At 54.0% G+C, this 17550-nt stretch carries 13 protein-coding genes; 5 read left to right on the top strand and 8 right to left on the bottom strand.

Annotation, left to right across the window (positions count from 1 at the left end; all coding sequences use genetic code 11):
* Positions 1-209: 209 nt before the first annotated feature.
* From RIB44_06385 to RIB44_06365, 5 genes are read left to right on the top strand one after another with little or no spacing between them, the layout of a single operon-like run.
* Complete coding sequence (locus tag RIB44_06385; GenBank protein MEQ8616204.1) at positions 210-1400, top strand: GntR family transcriptional regulator; 1191 nt, start codon at positions 210-212, stop codon at positions 1398-1400.
* A gap of 35 nt (positions 1401-1435) precedes the next feature.
* Positions 1436-2521, top strand: a complete 1086-nt coding sequence (locus RIB44_06380; GenBank protein MEQ8616203.1) for a sugar-binding protein — start codon at positions 1436-1438, stop codon at positions 2519-2521.
* A 5-nt stretch (positions 2522-2526) separates the two neighbouring features.
* Positions 2527-5550, top strand: coding sequence for a PSD1 and planctomycete cytochrome C domain-containing protein (locus RIB44_06375; GenBank protein ID MEQ8616202.1), 3024 nt, complete (start codon positions 2527-2529; stop codon positions 5548-5550).
* 7 nt (positions 5551-5557) lie between these two features.
* Entirely contained in the window at positions 5558-7033 is a 1476-nt protein-coding gene (locus RIB44_06370) for a DUF1501 domain-containing protein (GenBank protein ID MEQ8616201.1), read from the top strand.
* A gap of 29 nt (positions 7034-7062) precedes the next feature.
* Complete coding sequence (locus RIB44_06365; GenBank protein MEQ8616200.1) at positions 7063-8709, top strand: sialate O-acetylesterase; 1647 nt, start codon at positions 7063-7065, stop codon at positions 8707-8709.
* A 786-nt stretch (positions 8710-9495) separates the two neighbouring features.
* On the opposite strand, the gene RIB44_06360 is transcribed toward RIB44_06365, so the two are convergent.
* The 8 genes from RIB44_06360 to RIB44_06325 all read right to left on the bottom strand — a co-directional run bounded on the left by RIB44_06360 (position 9496) and on the right by RIB44_06325 (position 17322).
* Positions 9496-10182 carry a ubiquitin-conjugating enzyme E2 gene (locus tag RIB44_06360; GenBank protein MEQ8616199.1) on the bottom strand — a complete coding sequence of 229 codons (687 nt, stop codon included), beginning with the start codon at positions 10180-10182 and terminating at the stop codon, positions 9496-9498.
* 61 nt (positions 10183-10243) lie between these two features.
* On the bottom strand, positions 10244-11530 hold the full coding sequence (locus RIB44_06355; GenBank protein MEQ8616198.1) for a trypsin-like peptidase domain-containing protein: 1287 nt from the start codon (positions 11528-11530) through the stop codon (positions 10244-10246).
* A 42-nt stretch (positions 11531-11572) separates the two neighbouring features.
* Positions 11573-12280, bottom strand: coding sequence for an RING finger protein (locus RIB44_06350; GenBank protein MEQ8616197.1), 708 nt, complete (start codon positions 12278-12280; stop codon positions 11573-11575).
* A 31-nt stretch (positions 12281-12311) separates the two neighbouring features.
* A complete protein-coding gene (locus RIB44_06345; GenBank protein ID MEQ8616196.1) occupies positions 12312-13295 on the bottom strand; it encodes a hypothetical protein in 984 nt (327 codons plus the stop codon).
* Positions 13296-13415: 120 nt separating this feature from the next.
* Positions 13416-14480: an FHA domain-containing protein gene (locus RIB44_06340; protein MEQ8616195.1), complete on the bottom strand. Its 1065-nt coding sequence runs from the start codon at positions 14478-14480 to the stop codon at positions 13416-13418.
* 27 nt (positions 14481-14507) lie between these two features.
* Entirely contained in the window at positions 14508-15782 is a 1275-nt protein-coding gene (locus RIB44_06335; protein MEQ8616194.1) for a Mov34/MPN/PAD-1 family protein, read from the bottom strand.
* The gene (locus tag RIB44_06330; protein MEQ8616193.1) at positions 15779-17002 is read right to left on the bottom strand and encodes a ThiF family adenylyltransferase; all 1224 of its coding nucleotides are present in this window, start codon (positions 17000-17002) and stop codon (positions 15779-15781) included. The genes RIB44_06335 and RIB44_06330 overlap by 4 nt, the downstream gene beginning before the upstream one ends.
* The gene (locus RIB44_06325) at positions 16999-17322 is read right to left on the bottom strand and encodes an EsaB/YukD family protein (protein MEQ8616192.1); all 324 of its coding nucleotides are present in this window, start codon (positions 17320-17322) and stop codon (positions 16999-17001) included. The genes RIB44_06330 and RIB44_06325 overlap by 4 nt, the downstream gene beginning before the upstream one ends.
* Between the last annotated feature and the right edge of the window lie 228 nt (positions 17323-17550).

Genomic DNA, 17550 nt, shown 5'->3' with positions numbered 1-17550 from the left:
GCTCTGCCTAGCCGCATTATAACAGCGTTTGAGACCGCTCCGATGCAGTCAAATACGGAGTTTCATCGATTGAAATGACACATCATTTGATCGCACGTTTCGCTTGCATGCCGCGGCAAAACAGTTAGCATGAGCAGTAGCAGCTACACTCCTTCTCTTTTCTGGCATGCGAAGATTCCGTCAAGAAACTTCGTGTAACCTCTTCAAAAATGCCAAATCGCAACGGTATCACTCCTGAAGCAAACGGCTCGAATGGCGATCAGCCAAGGTATCGTCGTATCTTCGAACTGCTCAGATCACAGATTTGGCAAGGGGTGTATCCGCCCGGTCAAAAGCTGCCAACTGAAGCCGAATTGATGCAGCATTTTGAAGTTTCGAGGACCACTGTCTCGCGTGCGATGCGCGATTTGGAACAGATGGGGCTCGTGGATCGTTGCCGTGGCTCAGGGACCTACGTCAAGCATCGCGACGGCAACTCGCCAGTGACACGTCTCTCGTTCTTGGTGCCCTGGGTGGATTCAGATGATCGTCTGCCTTACGTGGAAGGACTCATCTACCAACGCATAGCTCGCCTCGCCGGCGAGGCGGGAATCTCGATCGCTCTGCACTGTTTCGATTCGAGTTGCCACGATCTCAGAACCGGCATGCTCAACGCAGCTCAGAAAGTAATTGATGACGGCGTCAACGGCGTCTTGTACTATCCGGCTGAGTTGCCTAGCGACAAAATGCGAATCAATCGAGAGATTGTTGACCAACTTACCCAAGCTGGGATAGAAGTTGTTCTCGTCGATCGCGACATCACCACCTACCCGGAACGCAGCGAGTTTATTCGCGTCGGTTTCGATAATCGTAGAGGGGGCATGCTGCTAACCGATCACATGATCAACCAAGGTGCGAAACGCATTGCGTTTCTCGGTATCCCTGAGGACTCAACCGCAGTCAACGATCGGCTCCGAGGCTTTTACGAAGCCCATTACCAGCATGGATTGGAAGTGGATCCGCAACTGGTTTGTGCTGTTCACGAAGTTGATCTCGATCTCGATTTCTGCCGCCACCTGATGAAGCAAATACAACCTGACGCGGTCATCGCAAAGATGGATCGATTTGCAGCGATTCTTGGACGTCACCTTAGTTTCTTAGGTGTTGAAATCGGGACCGACTTGAAGCTGGCTGGGTTCGACGACGATCCGATCTCTGAATTGCTACACATGCCGTTAACAACGATTCGTCTGCCCGTCGATCCGTTCGCACATGCTGCGTTCACGGCCATTTTGCAGCGCATCGATGAAGAAGACTTTACGAGCCGTCAGGTGATCATTGATACGGAACTCGTCATTCGCGACTCAACAATCGCCACGGACCGACGCGAACACTCCGCTGAGTCGGTTCCTAATCCTTAATACGATCTTGCCTACGAGGAGTTGAGATGAAACTTATGGCGATCTCCTCAGAAAAAGCTTTACTCACATTACTTTGCATTCTTGGCGGAGCATTTCTCGTGCACCAAGCCCAGGCTGAAGAGCAGAAGCTGCATGACCAAGTACGGGCAGTCGTGCCCCGTGCTGAGGGTTCGATCGTCATCGATGGTAATCTCGAAGAATACTCGAACGCCTTTGCCGCCCCATTAGAGTACTTCCACCCAGATTCCAAGAACCGTCCTGGGCAGTTTTTCTTTCTTTGGGACGAGGCGGCCTTCTACGTCGGCTTGCGCACACTCGACGAACACTGCTACTCACAGGAGCACCCGTTGTGGGAGGGAGATGCGGTTGAGTGGTATTTCGATACTCGTCGGGGCAGCGACTTCCTCAACCGAGAGTGGGGCCAGGGTTCAGTCCACTGCTTCTTTACTCCCATGTACCTTGAAAAAGTAAGTCCTCGCTTTTGTCTTCGGCCGGGCTATGAAGATGCAATCAAAGAGATAGGAATCGAAGTCGCTGCGAAGAAAACGAAAACTGGTCTCGAAGTCGAGTTTAAGCTGCCCTGGGAGAATTTCCCTAAGTTCCAAGCAAAAGTGGGCGAAGTGATCGGCATTGATGCCGAGCTGTCTTACAGCGATGGAGGCCCCCGCTCTGATCGCAGTTTTCTTTTTGGCAGCCCCTTAAGCGTCCAGCAACCGGCGAATCTAGCCCGGGTAAAACTGGTCGAGCGGTTCGAGCGGTCCCACTGGAAGGTGAGTGGGCCGATTATTATGCCAATTCGCGTTGATACTCCTTGGAGCCAAGAAACCTTGCCACATGTAAAGGCGATGGTTGCCATGCCGCCGAATCGTGCCACGGCAGTCGAAAAAGTCGTTTTTCAGATTGTGGACTTACAGGGCCAAGTCATCTCGGAACACCCAGCCACTGACGAAGAACGATTTGATTCGCACGGCATTTTTGTCCGCAGAGTCGCTCAATGGCCAACGTCGGAAGCCCCCCCTGGGCGTCACTTAGTGCGGGCGATTGCTTACGATAGGCAAGGCAAGGAACTGACGCGCGTCTCGCCACGAATGGTGAGTGTGAATATGAAACAGGGGTATTGATCGTGATGACAGCCCTACAGAAGTTTGCGATTCACACGGCGGCTCTATTCACGTGTAGTGCCAACGTGTCGTTCGCTGAGGAACCGATCAACTACAATCGCGATATTCGCCCGATCTTGGCGAAGAACTGCTTTGCCTGCCATGGGCCTGATGAACAAAGTCGTGAAGCAGGCTTGCGACTCGACGAGCAAGCTTCCGCCACCGCGCAGCTCGACTCGGGTACACGGGCAATCGTACCGTGGGAAGTTGGCGAGAGCGAAGTCGTTGCCCGAATCAATAGTCACGATCCCGACTTGCTCATGCCACCACCGGAGAGCCACCAGAAGCTCACCCGCAATCAGAAAAAGTTGCTCGCGAACTGGATCCAACAGGGTGCGGCCTATCAGAAGCATTGGTCGATGATTAGGCCACAGAGAGTCGAACCCCCAGACGTGAATGCGCCTTCTGAGGGATTCAGAATTGCCAACGCGGTTGATGCTTTTGTCTTGAGTCGTCTCGCTCAAGAAGGACTACAGCCGGCGCCGCCAGCGGGGAAACGTGCCCTAATTCGCCGGCTGTCACTCGACCTCACTGGATTACCTCCGACGCTGCCAGAGATCGACGAGTTTTTAGCGGATGACCGCCCCGATGCCTATGAGAGATTGGTGGACCGGTTGCTCGCTTCACCGCACTACGGTGAACGCATGGCGCTCGTGTGGCTCGATGCGGCGCGATATGCCGACACCCACGGCTATCACATTGATAGCCATCGTGAGATGTGGCCGTGGCGTGATTGGGTAATTCAGGCTTACAACAAGAATCTCAAGTTCGATGACTTCACGACGTGGCAGCTTGCAGGAGATCTGCTCCCCGAGCCGACGAAAGATCAGTTGATCGCCTCAGGGTTTAACCGCAACCACGGCATTAATTTCGAGGGCGGAGCGATCCCTGAGGAGTACCACGTTGAGTATGTCGTTGATCGTGTGAACACGACCGGGGTGGTTTGGATGGGGCTCACCCTGGGTTGCGCACGCTGCCACGATCACAAGTACGATCCGATCAGCCAAGAAGAGTATTTTAGGCTCTTCGCTTTCTTCAACACAATTGACGAGAAAGGTCTCGACGGGCAGCGTGGGAATGCGACTCCCTTGCTACAGCTGCCCAACGACGAACAGAAGACGCAACAGATACAACTCTCACAGACCATCAAGCGATTAGAGAACGAGCTGAAACCATGGGAAGAACGCCTGGACCTTGCTCAGCAAAAGTGGGAGATGGCGGCCCCCTCAACAGTGGGCGAGGATTTGCGCCCCGCTCTCAAAGATTCGCAGTGGTATACGCTGCCCCCGATTGTTGAAGAGACGGCAGCGGAAGTTCTCAACTCCAGTTATCTAACTCCTAAGGACAAAATCGACCTAAGCAAACCTGTTTCAGTTCGAGAAGAAGAGAAAACCTGGACCGCGGCAGCATCACTCACTGATGGACACGCTCATAGCTTCCCCTTCGAACGCTCAGCGACTTACCTGCATCGCACGATCACCGTTAAAGAAGCGCGCTCCGCCCTCATCTCAGTCGGATGCACCGACGCGATTCAACTCTGGCTGAATGGCCGGCAGCTCATCGACCGTCGGCGTTCTCTACCGGTACCGCAACGGCAACGGGAATTTGAGGTTGAGTTACTACCGGGAGAAAACCACCTGCTTGCCAAAGTGGTCAACATCAGTTGGGAGTGCGAGTTCTACTTCGCGTTAAGGACGAAAGATGATCGCATACCGCCGGCAATTCATAAGATTCTTAGAACGGCTCGCGAAGAACGAAGTGAGTCAGATGTTAACAAGCTTAAGGATTACTACCGCGAGAACATCTTCCCAGAAAAGGATTATCAGGATCTACGTAGTCGGTTGCTGGCAGCTCGCCGACAGCTTGAGGTGCTGAATCAGGAAATCACCACCACGATGGTGATGCGAGAATTACAGCGGCCTCGAAAGACCTTCCGGCTTGAACGCGGGCAATACGATAGCCCTCAAGAAGAAGTTTCGCCAGCGACTCCCACGGTTCTACCCGCTTTGCCTGAGTCAGGTGCTAAGGATCGCCTGGCATTAGCACGTTGGCTCACCTCGCCGAAGCATCCGCTCACAGCACGAGTTACCGTGAATCGGATGTGGCAAATGTTGTTTGGCGATGGGCTCGTTTCCACTTCAGGAGACTTTGGCACCCAGGGTGCCTGGCCAAGCCATCCCGAACTGTTGGACTGGCTGGCAGTGGAGTTCGTAGAGAGCGGCTGGGACGTGAAGCATATGCTGCGACTGATGGTGCTCTCTTCAACTTATCGTCAATCTTCTGCCTCCACGGTACATAAGAATGAACAAGACCCTGACAACCGTTTGCTCTCCCGCGGCCCGCGTTTCCGGTTGCAGGCTGAGTTGATTCGAGATCTGGCTCTGCACGCTAGTGGCCTCTTGAACGAGAAGATCGGCGGACCGAGCGAAAAGAACTACCAACCAGCGGGCCTCTGGTTGGAACTGGCCCACCAGAAAGACAACAGCAAGTTTACGGCTCAGCAGTTTCAACAAGCGAGCGGCGAGGCACTCTATCGTCGAGGGCTCTACACGTTTTGGAAACGGTCCGTGCCACCGCCAAACTTGGTTGCGCTGGATGCTCCCAACCGGGAAACGTGCGTCGTGCAACGAGAGATCACCAACACCCCTTTGCAGGCTCTCGTACTGCTGAATGACCCGACATTCGTCGAAACTGCCCGCGGCTTGGCGGAACGAATGATGAAGGAAACCAGTGACGTCGTGGAAGAGAGGGCCAAGCTGGGATTTCTGCTGGCGACTTCGCGTGAGCCGACCGACCGGGAATTGCAAATCATAGCGGATAGGTACGAATGGCACCTCGCTGAGTTTCAGGATGATACTGCAGCCGCAGAAAAGCTACTTCAGGTCGGCGATTCACCACGTGATGGTGAACTGGATTTGGCCGAACATGCCGCTTGGACTTGCATTGCTTCGATGCTGCTCAACCTTGACGAAACGATGACCAAGGAGTGATCGAGACATGCTCCCTGCAATTGAAAAACTTAGCAACGATCTGGCGCTACAAATGACTCGGCGGTATTTGCTCGGCCGAACAGCCGGGTACCTCGGGGCTGCCGCTCTAGCCGGGTTGCTGGGGTCGCGAAAAGCTGCCGCAACAACGCAGCAGTCTCAAGCGATTGGGCTCCCGTCGCTGCCGCATTTCCCAGCGCGTGCCAAGCGTGTTATTTATCTTTTCCAGTCGGGCGGGCCGTCGCACATTGATCTGTTTGATTACCATCCCGAACTCCGAGAATTGCATGGCACGGAATTGCCAGACTCGGTTCGTGGTGGACAGCGCATCACGGGGATGACTAGCGGGCAAAGTAGTTTCTCAGTCGTCGCCCCGATGTTTCAGTTTGAACGTCATGGAGCGCTGGGCACTTGGGTCAGCGAGCTGCTGCCACAAACTGCCAAAATGGTCGACGAGATCAGCATCATTAAGTCGCTCCATACTGATGCCATCAATCACGACCCGGCCATCACCTTCATCAACACCGGCACGCAGCAACTTGGCAAACCAAGTCTCGGAGCATGGCTCAGCTATGGTTTGGGTTGCGAAACGGAAGACTTGCCGGCTTATGTCGTGCTAACGTCACGCGGCAAGCGGCAAGCCATGCAGCCCCTGTTCGCCCGCCTCTGGGGGAGCGGCTTTCTGCCGTCAGATCATCAGGGAGTTCAGTTTCGTGCTGGCAGGGATCCGGTCCTGTACTTGAATAATCCACCGGGAATCACGGCAAATCGTCGAAGGAATCAACTCGATGGTTTGGCCGAATTGAACCGGCTCCATCAGCAAGAGATGCTGGACCCTGAGATCAATACGCGCATCGCGCAGTACGAAATGGCCTACCGCATGCAGACTTCGGTGCCTGAGGTGGTCGACTTCTCCGACGAGTCGGCTAGTACCTTAGAACTTTATGGCGAAGACGTTCATCGCCCTGGTTCTTTCGCTGCCAATTGCCTGTTGGCTCGTCGCATGGCGGAGCGTGGCGTCCGATTCATCCAGCTCTTCCATCGCGGTTGGGATCAGCATTTTCATTTGCCGAAAGAGATTCGCGAGCAATCTGCTGATACCGATCGTGCTTCTGCCGCGCTGGTCGCTGACCTGAAACAGCGGGGGATGTTCGATGACACACTCGTGATCTGGGGAGGAGAGTTTGGCCGCACTATTTACTCCCAAGGGACACTGACAGCGACCAATCACGGACGCGATCATCATGGACGATGTTTTACTGCCTGGATGGCTGGTGGAGGCATGAAACGTGGGTACGAACATGGCCAGACAGATCATTTCTGCTACAACATCGTCAAAGACCCTGTTCACATTCGCGACCTGAACGCGACCATTTTGCACCTACTAGGCATCGATCACGAGCGATTCGTTTTCCCCTACCAAGGTCTTGACCAAAGGTTGACGGGCGTGGAACCAGCCCGCGTCGTTCACGAACTTATTGCCTGAGTTGCAGCAACTCAGGAGAAAGATTGCACATGGATCGTTTGGTGATGACCACCCTCGCCTGCTTAATAAGTTGCGAGTGTGTGCTCGCGAAAGTCAACATCAAGCTCGAAGAACAACCATTTGCCATTGAAACGTCCAGCTATTCGGCACGCGTCGAACGAGACGGATGCCTCACGAAATTCGCCCCCGGGGGAATGAACTTTCTGGCACCTGGGGTGAGCGTCTCTCGGGGAGCTTACTTTTTTCAAGGAAAAACGCTGAACCTGCCAAACTTCGAACGACCAGAGGAAAGTGTCATCGTCGCGAGCGGCGATTTAGCGACGGTACGCTACGAGTTTGCAGAAAAGTCGCTCACGATGCGGCTCGCGAACAAATCGGAAGCAGAGATGGTATTCTTCGTAGTCTTCAATGGCTACGTCGGAGAGGTTTCGATCAATGAAGGCCCTTTGCAGAAAACCGCGCTCACAGGCGAGTTCTCTGAGGCAAGCTTCTTCATGGGCAAACAGAAGTTAAAGATCGATGGCTTTGACAAACTCTGGGGCCCCTGGCAGGGACCGCATCAAGTGGTGCAAACCACACTGCCGCCAGGGGCGAAGAAAACGGTGACTTTCAAGGCAGGTTCTACCAACGAACAAGAGCGGTTACAGATATTGAAGCTCAACGCCGTACCGCCGCCCCAAGACCTGACCATCACCTCGCCGCGAGAGTACCAAGTTATCCAGCGGGAAACAGCGCAGCGTGGTCGTGTACTCATCAGCGGTCGCACCGAGGTTGATGCCACGGGGCTTGAGATAAGGCTCATTGGCGACGAACTCTCACCGCAGCAACAGGAATGGCAACGCGTCGAGTATAGCGCCCAGACCCATCAATTCAGCCAATGGATGAATGTTCCCGCAGGCGGCTGGTACACGCTTGAAGCGCGTGCAATCGACAGACAAAGGATGCCATTAGCGAGCGGCAAAGTCGACCACTTTGGCGTTGGCGAGGTATTCGTCGGGGCGGGCCAATCCAACTCGACCAACAGTGGGCAATTCAAAACGCAACAAACGACCGGCATGGTTTCTTCATTCAGCGGCACACACTGGCAAATCGCCGACGATCCACAACCTGGGGTGGCGGATCGCACGCAAGGAGGGAGCTTTTGGCCAGCATTCGGCGACAAGATGTACCAGGAACTCGGCGTTCCCATCGGCGTGGCAACGACCGGTTTCGGAGGGACGAGCGTCAATAACTGGCAGCCCGATGGGGATCTCTTCCAAGGATGGATGCTTAAGCGAATCAACCAACTTGGGCCGCAGGGCTTTCGCGCTGTGCTCTGGCATCAGGGTGAATCGGACGTCGGCATGCCGTCGGCTGAGTATTACGAAAAGCTTAAGAACACAATTCTCGCTTCCACTCAACAGGCCGGATGGGAGTTTCCTTGGTTCGTAGCCCAAGCCTCCTATCACAATGCCAAGGAGCCGTCTTTCGAAAACGTTCGTTCCGCCCAACGACAATTGTGGGAAAAAGGAATCGCACTACAGGGCCCAGATACCGATGTACTGACGGGAGATCACCGCGATCTCGATGGCAAAGGAATCCACCTCAGCCCCAAAGGTCTAAAAGCCCATGGCGAAATGTGGGCGGACCACACCTTGCCGTATGTGCGCAAGTCGCTCAACACCGCCCCTGAATAATGCTAACTAAGTAGCAAACCTTAGCTTGCCGCTCACTTGTCTTTGCTCGGCTTGGAAAGTTCAACCTCGAACTCATATACGCCCGAGCCAACAAGCAAGATCGTTTCATTGCCCTATGTACAGATTTCGTGCACCCCTTCGACTGAGGTAATCGGCTGTCCACTTTCGCGAATCTTTGCTTGATCGGTTGTGGGACTATGGACTCTAGCGGTGGTGCATGGGACGGTCAGCTTGAGTTGATAACGACCATTAGGTTTTCGCCACCGCGATTCGATTAAACCAAAGATACTTTTGCAGGAAGTATTGGCCCAAGTAAGATAGCCGCCGACTTGTGGGGTGATGGGAAATGGTGATGACCTGGCAAACGCCTGCGAATTCCGCCGATGTTCTCGACCATCCACTGAAAGACGGCCCCGAAGGAATAGTGGGAGAAGGAGTTCATGCTAGGATCAATAAATCCTCGTTCTGGCGTCCTTCCGTTCTATCCTTCTCAAATGCTGGTGGCACCCTGACCTTCCCCCGTTTTCAGTACCGGCCTAAGTGAAAGTGTTGCGGGGGTTGACCTGCTACAATTTACTGATCCGGCAGCAGTGTGAAAGCCGAAGCTTCAATTGGCCAGGCTATCCTGGCCAATTGAAACAAATTCCTTCGGGGCCAGGTTGCCAAAGACGCTATGGGGTCGGTGTTCGTTGTAGTCGAGTCGCAAGCCTGATCATGTTGCTTATTTGGACTTAGCGTTCGAGCAATGGCGTCAAGATGCGGCACTTGCAAGGCCGCGCAAATCCATCATTCAGCTTCGACGGTAAATACTTCGCGGCATTTCTTACAACGCAATTTGCGGCCATGAAACTTCTCCTTCACTCGATACGAAGCTTGGCAATGAGGGCAGGCAATTGATAGAAGCTTCGGGGTCGCTTCGACATCTCCTGGTGGCTCTGATGGGAATGTCTTAGCGGCTGGCGTGGGTGGGGCGTCTGATTGTTTGCTCGCTGCCGTTACTTCCGATGTCCCCTCTTCAGGTAAGAGGCTGACTGGATCAAGTGGGAGGCGATCTTTGTTATCCTCAACCCAGCGAGCCGCTTCACCGTTGAGCGGGCTTTTCACGTTGTAACTTTGGTAGGCGATCATTTCGCCAATTCGCGTCACGATCGATTGAAGTGGTTCTCCAGAACCCCAATGATCCCCCACACAGATGGCATGAGGGGCTATGTTGGGGTGAAACACTGGAGAGAGCATCCGACACTGTGGCGGAGTTCTTGGGTAGTTGCGCGGAAGGTGAATCTCGACCATGTGGCTGAGTGTCTCTTGTAATTCACCATCACGCATCCGCACGCTCTTAATGCGATACTCAAGCTGATACCGTTCTGGAGGTGTGCCGTCTGCTTGAATCAAGCGGACTCGTGGGTGCAGCCGCACATACTCACGCAGCTTTTCATGATCAGCAGTTAGGCGACGGAGGCGAACGTTGGACATTTGTATATGGACAAGGGCTTAATCTAAGTGGCGGCATCACGAGTTCAAAGAAGTTTGGCTCCTAAGAGTCGCTATCGCTGAGGACGTCATTGTTTTCTTCCTGTTCGGGTAAGGCGAGCCACCTAGGTACTAGATCTAAGAGGGTTTGAAAGTCGATTGAGAACCCGAGACCTTCGGCGACCCTTTTGTCGCCAGTCATGGTATTAATACCTATAAGTTGACCCTGCTCGTTGTATAAGCCTCCGCCGCTGTTGCCTGGGTTGATGGCCGCAGTTGATTGCAAGATCCGGTAGTCGAAAGCACCTTTTCTTTGCCGGCGGACTTGTGAAACGCTTCCTTCAGAGTGCGTCCAACCGAGGCCGTGAGGGTTACCTACCGCAAAGATCATGTCGCCAATTTTCGGTTTTGCATGATCAAGCCATCGCGCAGCTCGCACTTCAGGAGAGCTCACACGAGCGGACAAGATCGCTAGGTCTACTCCGTGGGGCGCGACCCACTCAACGACTGCGGGAATCGTGGTTTGTGATACAACCGTAATGGCCACCTCGGCCAGATCGCTGAGGTCTTCGGGGGCGTTCTGAGTGCTATCGGAGTAGTTGGCATCAATTACGTGGCGATTCGTCACGATGAGTGCTTTTCCGTCGTCAATTTTCAAGATAACGCCCGACCCAAATCCACCCCGACCAAATCCACGATCAGAGGAGATCAAGACATTGGCACGCATGGCTCGCGCCAGATGCTGGGGAAGCTCATCGAGTGACTCGGGATCAATTACCAATTCATCGAGCGAGACATGCGCCGCTTTGTCGCCATAGAAGTAAGCCAGCCCAAACGACCAACCTACGACGTCAACTAGCCCAAGCAACATGGCAGCTACGGCCAGCCCCAGTCCTCGCTTGCGTTGTGAATGCGAAACTAAGGCAACACAAGCGATGATCATCGCGATGACGCCAGTAATAATCCCAAACAGGGGAATTCCGGCCAGAGCGATTCCGAAAGCCCAAATCGCGAGACGATTCCACGCCTTGGGTTGCTCGTCGAGTTGTTTGAGTAGCTCTTGGGTTGAGACGCGCTTGGGAGCCGTCGGCAACGGAGTGGCTTCACTCAGATCAAGGGGCGTGACAGTTATCGGTACTTGGCCCGAATTATTACCCGTCAGCTTCCCGGGCGAGCACTGATAAGCCCGGCAGCTATTTGACTCATTCCAGCAGGATGCGTGATGGATCGATCCGCAATCTCCACAAAGCGCTACCGCATCGCCGAGGTTGATGTCCGCGGAGCAAGCGGCGCAGACGGTCCCAGTTTCTCGTTCGCCAGCTGTCGTCAGTCGGGGTGAGGATGCAGACACTTCGGAAATCTCAGGCGTTAACGTGAGCGGGCTTCGGGCAATTTAAAAGCTGCCGCTAACTAGACCTGCGACTAGCAACAGCGAGAACAACCAAGAGATAGCAATGGCCGCCCATCCCATCATAACGAATAAAGGCCCTGCTCGTGCAGCTTCTCCACGACGGGGAAGGAAGTAAATTGGCGTGCCAATCGCGACAAACGGCCCTGTGCAGCCCAACAGTGACAGTGCGAACAAGATAGCTATATTTTTTTTGACCCCTGATATCTTGCTTTCTAACTTCGCGCGATGTCTGAGGTCGGTACTTGTCATCGGGTCAACGGAGTCGAAATCCGTATTGCAGTACCGGCATCGTAAAGCGATCGACTTAATCTCTTCACCACACGCAGGGCAGTTCTTCGTGTCGCCCCATCCCGTGGTCGTTGCCACATCTGTGGCGTCAGGCTTTTCCAGGTTGGGGGCCTGCTGGCAGCCGTAGGTTCCACAACCTCCGATTTCCGCCCAGCACTCCTGATGGTGGATTTGATCGCAACCGGGGCAGGTAACGCAGTTTTCGTTGGGCTGAATCTGCGTCTGGCAAATCGGGCACATGGTCATCCGACCACCGGACAAAAGGGTGCTTTCGAGCACCGTCGCCTCCGCGGATACGGCAATTCCCGCCTTACACTTGGGACAGCGCAGCGCCCGCCCCGCGGGCCCCTCAGGCACGCGAAGCTGAACGCCACAGTCACATGTAATGACGGAATTGGACAATGCTTACTTTGTTACTCCCCTCACCCGAGAACTAGAATCCGATGCGTTGGTCGATCGTATCCCTGAGTCCTCGAATCAAACGCAGGAACCAAAGAAGAAAAACAATCGCTGAAACGACGAACACAAGGCCAACGATCGCGACTGCCGCCCCACCAGCTGCAGCAGCAAATGCGAATCCCAGCACGAAACAACCAGCAATAAATGCCGCGCAGAAGATGAGAAACTTGCCAGCGCTAGAAGCTAATTCGTAGTCGTTGAGGTAAGTGGCGGCGCGTCGAATAAACAAAATGAACAAGACATTGCCGACGAGAGAGACTAGCGATCCGATACCTGTTATCGCTTCTGATTCTGCCCCTCGTCCCGCAATATTGAGGATGATGTTGCCAACCATGCAAATCACCGCCCAAGTAACAAAGCCCTTCGCACCGCTTTCTTGGGGAACATTCGTGCAGCGAACATAGCCAACGAGAATTCCAATTGCGGCACCGAGAATCGCAAGCCCTCCCAAGATTATCAGGATCGCAGCGCCTCTCCCAGGACCCCCAGCTTGACCACCGCCCATCGCTGCGGTCAGGGCACCAAGAATTCCCATCAGGATGGCGGTACCAAAAATGATCCCCGTACAAATGTAAATCGTGTTCAGTCCACCTCGGACCTTCGACCAGGCTTCGGGATCAACCTGACCTGTGTTACCGAGGACTCCCTTGAGCGAGCGATCGAAAATCTCACCGCAGTAACGGCATTTCACAGCTTCTTGCATGATCGATTCACCGCAAGCCGGACAAGGCTTACGGCCATCGCCAGACACGTCTGGTGGAGATGGAGGGCCGGCCAATTCCTCATCAGAAAAACCACCAAAGTCAGCTTCTTCCGCTTCGTAGATCTCCGGTTCGGCGTTCGGTACGGGGATTCGTATAACCCCACCACACTTGGGGCACTTTGTCTGCTTACCGGCGGCAGAATCACCAGCGCGAAACTTCGCCGCGCAGCTTTCACATGTTACTTCGATAGCCACGTTTGACTCCAGGAAAAGAACTCTTGTTTACCGGGGGATGAGATATCAATGTTTTTGTGGATTGCTAAGACGCTGGTAGTACGAAACATCTTAAAGATGGGTTGCAGATTGTTTGTAGCTCTAGGTGGTGTTTTCCTTCACTGAGAATTCCAGGACGGTTTTGCCAAGTACAATCTGGTCTCCGTCGGAAAGCAAGTGTCGTTTCGTGGGGATGCCATTTACATACGTTCCATCGGGGGTGTTGCAGTCTTCGATCTCAAAACGACCGCCGCGATTGATGATCAGGGCGTGTTGGGGCTCAATGGCGTCGTCCTTGAACAGATAGATGTCTGCCTTAGGAGAGCTACCCAGCACGGTGGTATCCTTGAACATAATAAACTGTTTTCCAGCCAACGGCCCTTTGCGCATCAGCAGCCAAGCAGTTTTGGTCCAGCCCTCGACGAGACCAACAAAGAGGCCGACAAAAAGCCCAATGGTGCCGAAACCGACAGCACGGCTATAGGTGGCTTGGCCATCGTCAGTAATGAGTACCATGCTGATAGGATCGAAGAGCAAGCCTCCGATCAGCCCTCCTAGCAAGCCGCCAACGAGCCCGTTGATAATCACTTTCTTTTCGCGAATCGCGATGCCTTGGCCCAGCCCTGCGGGGATGGCAACAATTGCCCATGCTGCCGCCCGCCCCATCATGAAGACAATCAACGCAAGACCCGTTGGCATTTTCCCGGGGGCTGGATTCTCCCATAGCGAGAGGGCGAGCTCGCGCATCGCAAAAAAGACAATGCCCGTAGGGATTAAGAATATTAACCCTCCAAGGAAACCGACGCCGAGCCCCACGGCTCCATTGATGAGCGCGCGAACGTAGTTGCGACACATGATGCCTTCAGCAGCGCCAAGGAAAAGTCCGATCGTTGCAGCGACGGTTGGGAACACCAGTATCCCGACTAGAGTTCGCTTGTCTTCTGGCGCGTTATCGTCATAAAAAGGTTCCAAAATTCCCCATCCAACAAGTCCGCCCAGCATCGCAGCGATTGAAAGATAGAACCAGTTCGCATAAATCATGCGAATGACCCACGGCCGTGACGCGCCGGCATCGAAATCACGCGTGAGATACTGTTGCATCTCAACGTACTCGTCAACCTCAGGTGATCGCAGGTCGGTCGTGCTTATTCGGATGGGGTCGGACAAGAGATTTGAGTTTTCAGTTTGAATTGTTCAGTTTTCAGTTGGCTCAGTGCTCGGTTTCTCAGTATCTTCGGGCGGTTTGTTATTCTTAGGCTTCACCGGGGCTTGTGGTGCGCTTGGCGGATCGTCGGGAACCAGCCTCGTATCTTCTTGAGATTCTGACGCTGGCTTGCTCTGTTCGCCGCTATTCTTCGCTGACCTTTCCTCATTGGCTGAGGGGTTCGGCTTGGCCTTAGGTTTGGCTTTCTCTTTCGGTGGCGGAACCCGATTCAGTTCGTCTTGCTTTTTGAGAATCTCCTCGATGGCGGACTGTTCCAGGCGATCAAGGCCATAGTGTTGCTGAATCGAAGCAAGGGCGACGAATGCCTTTCCTAGGAGAAGAGACACTTCCTGATCTGCTTTCTCAATTTCCTTTCTGAGTTCCTCGTCGATATCCGATTGATCCTTCGGTATCGCCCGGCGAAGTTTTTCTGCTCGATTGATATACGCAAGGACAATAGCCAGGTCGTCTTTCAGCCCAAACTTCATCACCTTCGTAAGACCATAATGGGCGACCGCCCCTTGGACAATCTTCTGCTGCTCCCAGCGGCTCTTCATGTTGCCTAGAAAGTATCCCAAGGTCATCAACATTACACTGCCAAGGGCAAGCAAGAGTGGCATAGACAACAACGAATCGCCCGTTGCCTGTCCTGTTACGGGTTGGTAACTGGCAGCCGGGGCGGCTTGCTTCGCCTCCGCTTCCGGGTTGCGCTCGCTTGCGCTGACCGTGCGGATTTGGTCACCGATCCAAAAGTGTGACATCGGGGTCGGTTTCCCGCCACGCCAGGCAAACATTCCCTCCAGGTCCCTGATGGGATCCACAACGAAGGCCACCTGTCCCGGTCCTGAGAAGAAATTCTCTTGAATGAAACAGTCGCGATCGGAGAGAAAGATCCCGAAATCAGGATGGGAGTGATACCAGCCGACGATTCTTGAATCGTCGGGCTTCTTGTCCATTTCCGCATTGATTTTCGCCCAAGAGTCGTGAGTGAAGGTGACCTCAGCAAACTTGCTGTCGGCGTTATCGCAACGGATATAGTCCGTCACGGAGACAAAGGGGCCGTTCTCGTCCTTGCCCCACTTGCCAACCAAAACGCCACAAATTTCAACTGAAGTATCGGCCTTGGCATGTTCTTCGATTCCGCCTCGTACGGAGGGGGTCATGTGAAGCCGGAAATCAGCTTCAGTACCGACTGGGAATGTCGCGTCCTCGAGGGGCTCACGGGCGAGATGAGTAACGTCAATTCTGTCCTGTGAAGTGCTCATTCGGCGAACTCCCTATTCACTGGCTGGGCAAGACTCCCTAGAACTCTTGAGCGGTCGGCAGCAAACTCATAGTACTTCGCGTTCACGCCTTCGCGGCCTCCTATCACATCCCACAAAGGCACGCCCAGTTCCCCGAGCGTGGCTTCAAGATTGGAGAAATTCTCGTCAATCGTATGGTAAATCTTAGGAGTCCGTGCTGCACCGCAACCTGGACACTTGCCCATGGACTCTGTTACTCTTCCCAGGGAACCATAGTAAGGCTCAGTCTCGGTACACTCTGGGCACTCAAGTCCCGAGAGCAGATCGTGGTTCACTTCGATGACCGCGGATGGCCCAATCTGCGATCTTATGAGATCGAGAAACTCTCCCCCTGTCATCTCCGTCGAAGCGTCTAGAACTTCGATGGGCTCGAAAGCATCGTGGCTGGGGCAGTCCGGCAACTGACTGTAGCTAACGGTATAGCTCTGGTGGTTCGTGCCATCAAATACGAATCCCTGGCCTGAGAGCGAATCGAGTCCGTGCAGCATTTTCACAGCTTCCTGGACTTGAATGCCAGCGACGACTGAAGAGGTTGTGGGGGTGGTTGGTACTTTGCCCTGCTCCATCTCATCGCGAGTGAGTAATGCACAACTGCGACGTGCTTCGAGCATCTTCCAATCGACCTCACTCATTGTACATTCGTAGCAAGGACCCACAGCTGGATCAAAAACGCGTGCGACGCCATCGAGCCTTTCTATCGCTCCATCAATCCAAGGTTTCCCAGTTCGCGCAGCGGACTGATTAATGGCGACGCGCGCTTCGCGATTGTCGAGGCCACCGAGAATCACGTCAGCCCAGCGGTACAGGCCCAGACCAAGGTCGTAGACGATGTTCCCGTGGAACGAATGCGTTCTGATATCAGGATAGATATCGCGGGCACGCTCAGCAGCAACTTCCGCCTTGCTGCGACCGCAATCTTCAGCTCGATAGAGGACGGAACGGGAAAGGTTGGAGTGCTCAATCTGGTCGAGGTCGGCAATCAACACCTGACCCACACCAAGTAGAGCCAGATTCTTGATGATTTCGTTACCCAGAGCTCCCGCGCCAATGACTAAGGCTTTCGCCTCCTTCAGCCGCCGCTGGTCCCACCAGCCGATCAATTCAAAACGTGCGAAACGACCGTCACCAGGATTGCCGCCACCGTCCGCGTTAAGATCGACTAATCGGAGGACTTCGCTCACACCGCCCTGCCCTTCTTCAGGCTGGTAGAAGAAGAGGCATCCAACTTGCCTACTCCGGCAGTGATCTCAGGTTGCAGCCGAAGGATGTCGCCATCCTGAACCGACGCAGACTCGAGGGTCTCAGTATCCAATAACTGTCTCCCCGAACTTTTGTGATGAAACTTATAGCTCATGGCCTGCCCGTCGGGACTATGTCGAGGCAAGTTCATGCGTTCGATCAGTACAGCAATCAAACGATTGACCTCGGCATTCGAGGGCACTTCAACCAGCTGGCGTTTGTTACCTGTTGCGTCCCAAACTTCGATTTTGATATCACCCATGTCTGTGAGAGCAATCCCCTAAATAGGATTCGGCGGTTGTTGAATCGATGCGAGAATAGATAAAGAAGTGAGAATCCCTCTTTCATGCACCCCTGCGTCTCGTGTGATGTACCCGTAATGTAGTGGGAGTTGCCGCAGATTCCAATCCTTCAGGTTGAGGAATGCGTGCTCCGAGCGGCCGGCTTTTAGTCTTCGAGAGGCCAAAGGCATATCTGGAATTCGTTTCTC

This window comes from Lacipirellulaceae bacterium (assembly GCA_040218535.1).
In the GTDB taxonomy this organism is placed as follows: Bacteria; Planctomycetota; Planctomycetia; order Pirellulales; family Lacipirellulaceae; genus Adhaeretor.
This window is presented reverse-complemented; position numbering and strand designations above follow the sequence as displayed.

Bases quoted from the DNA above. Each gene is read 5' to 3' on its own strand.
- RIB44_06385 (MEQ8616204.1), top strand. From the start codon at position 210: ATGCCAAATCGCAACGGTATCACTCCTGAAGCAAACGGCTCGAATGGC.
- RIB44_06380 (MEQ8616203.1), top strand. From the start codon at position 1,436: ATGGCGATCTCCTCAGAAAAAGCTTTACTCACATTACTTTGCATTCTT.
- RIB44_06375 (MEQ8616202.1), top strand. From the start codon at position 2,527: ATGACAGCCCTACAGAAGTTTGCGATTCACACGGCGGCTCTATTCACG.
- RIB44_06370 (MEQ8616201.1), top strand. From the start codon at position 5,558: ATGCTCCCTGCAATTGAAAAACTTAGCAACGATCTGGCGCTACAAATG.
- RIB44_06365 (MEQ8616200.1), top strand. From the start codon at position 7,063: ATGGATCGTTTGGTGATGACCACCCTCGCCTGCTTAATAAGTTGCGAG.
- RIB44_06360 (MEQ8616199.1), bottom strand. From the start codon at position 10,182: ATGTCCAACGTTCGCCTCCGTCGCCTAACTGCTGATCATGAAAAGCTG.
- RIB44_06335 (MEQ8616194.1), bottom strand. From the start codon at position 15,782: ATGAGCACTTCACAGGACAGAATTGACGTTACTCATCTCGCCCGTGAG.
- RIB44_06325 (MEQ8616192.1), bottom strand. From the start codon at position 17,322: ATGGGTGATATCAAAATCGAAGTTTGGGACGCAACAGGTAACAAACGC.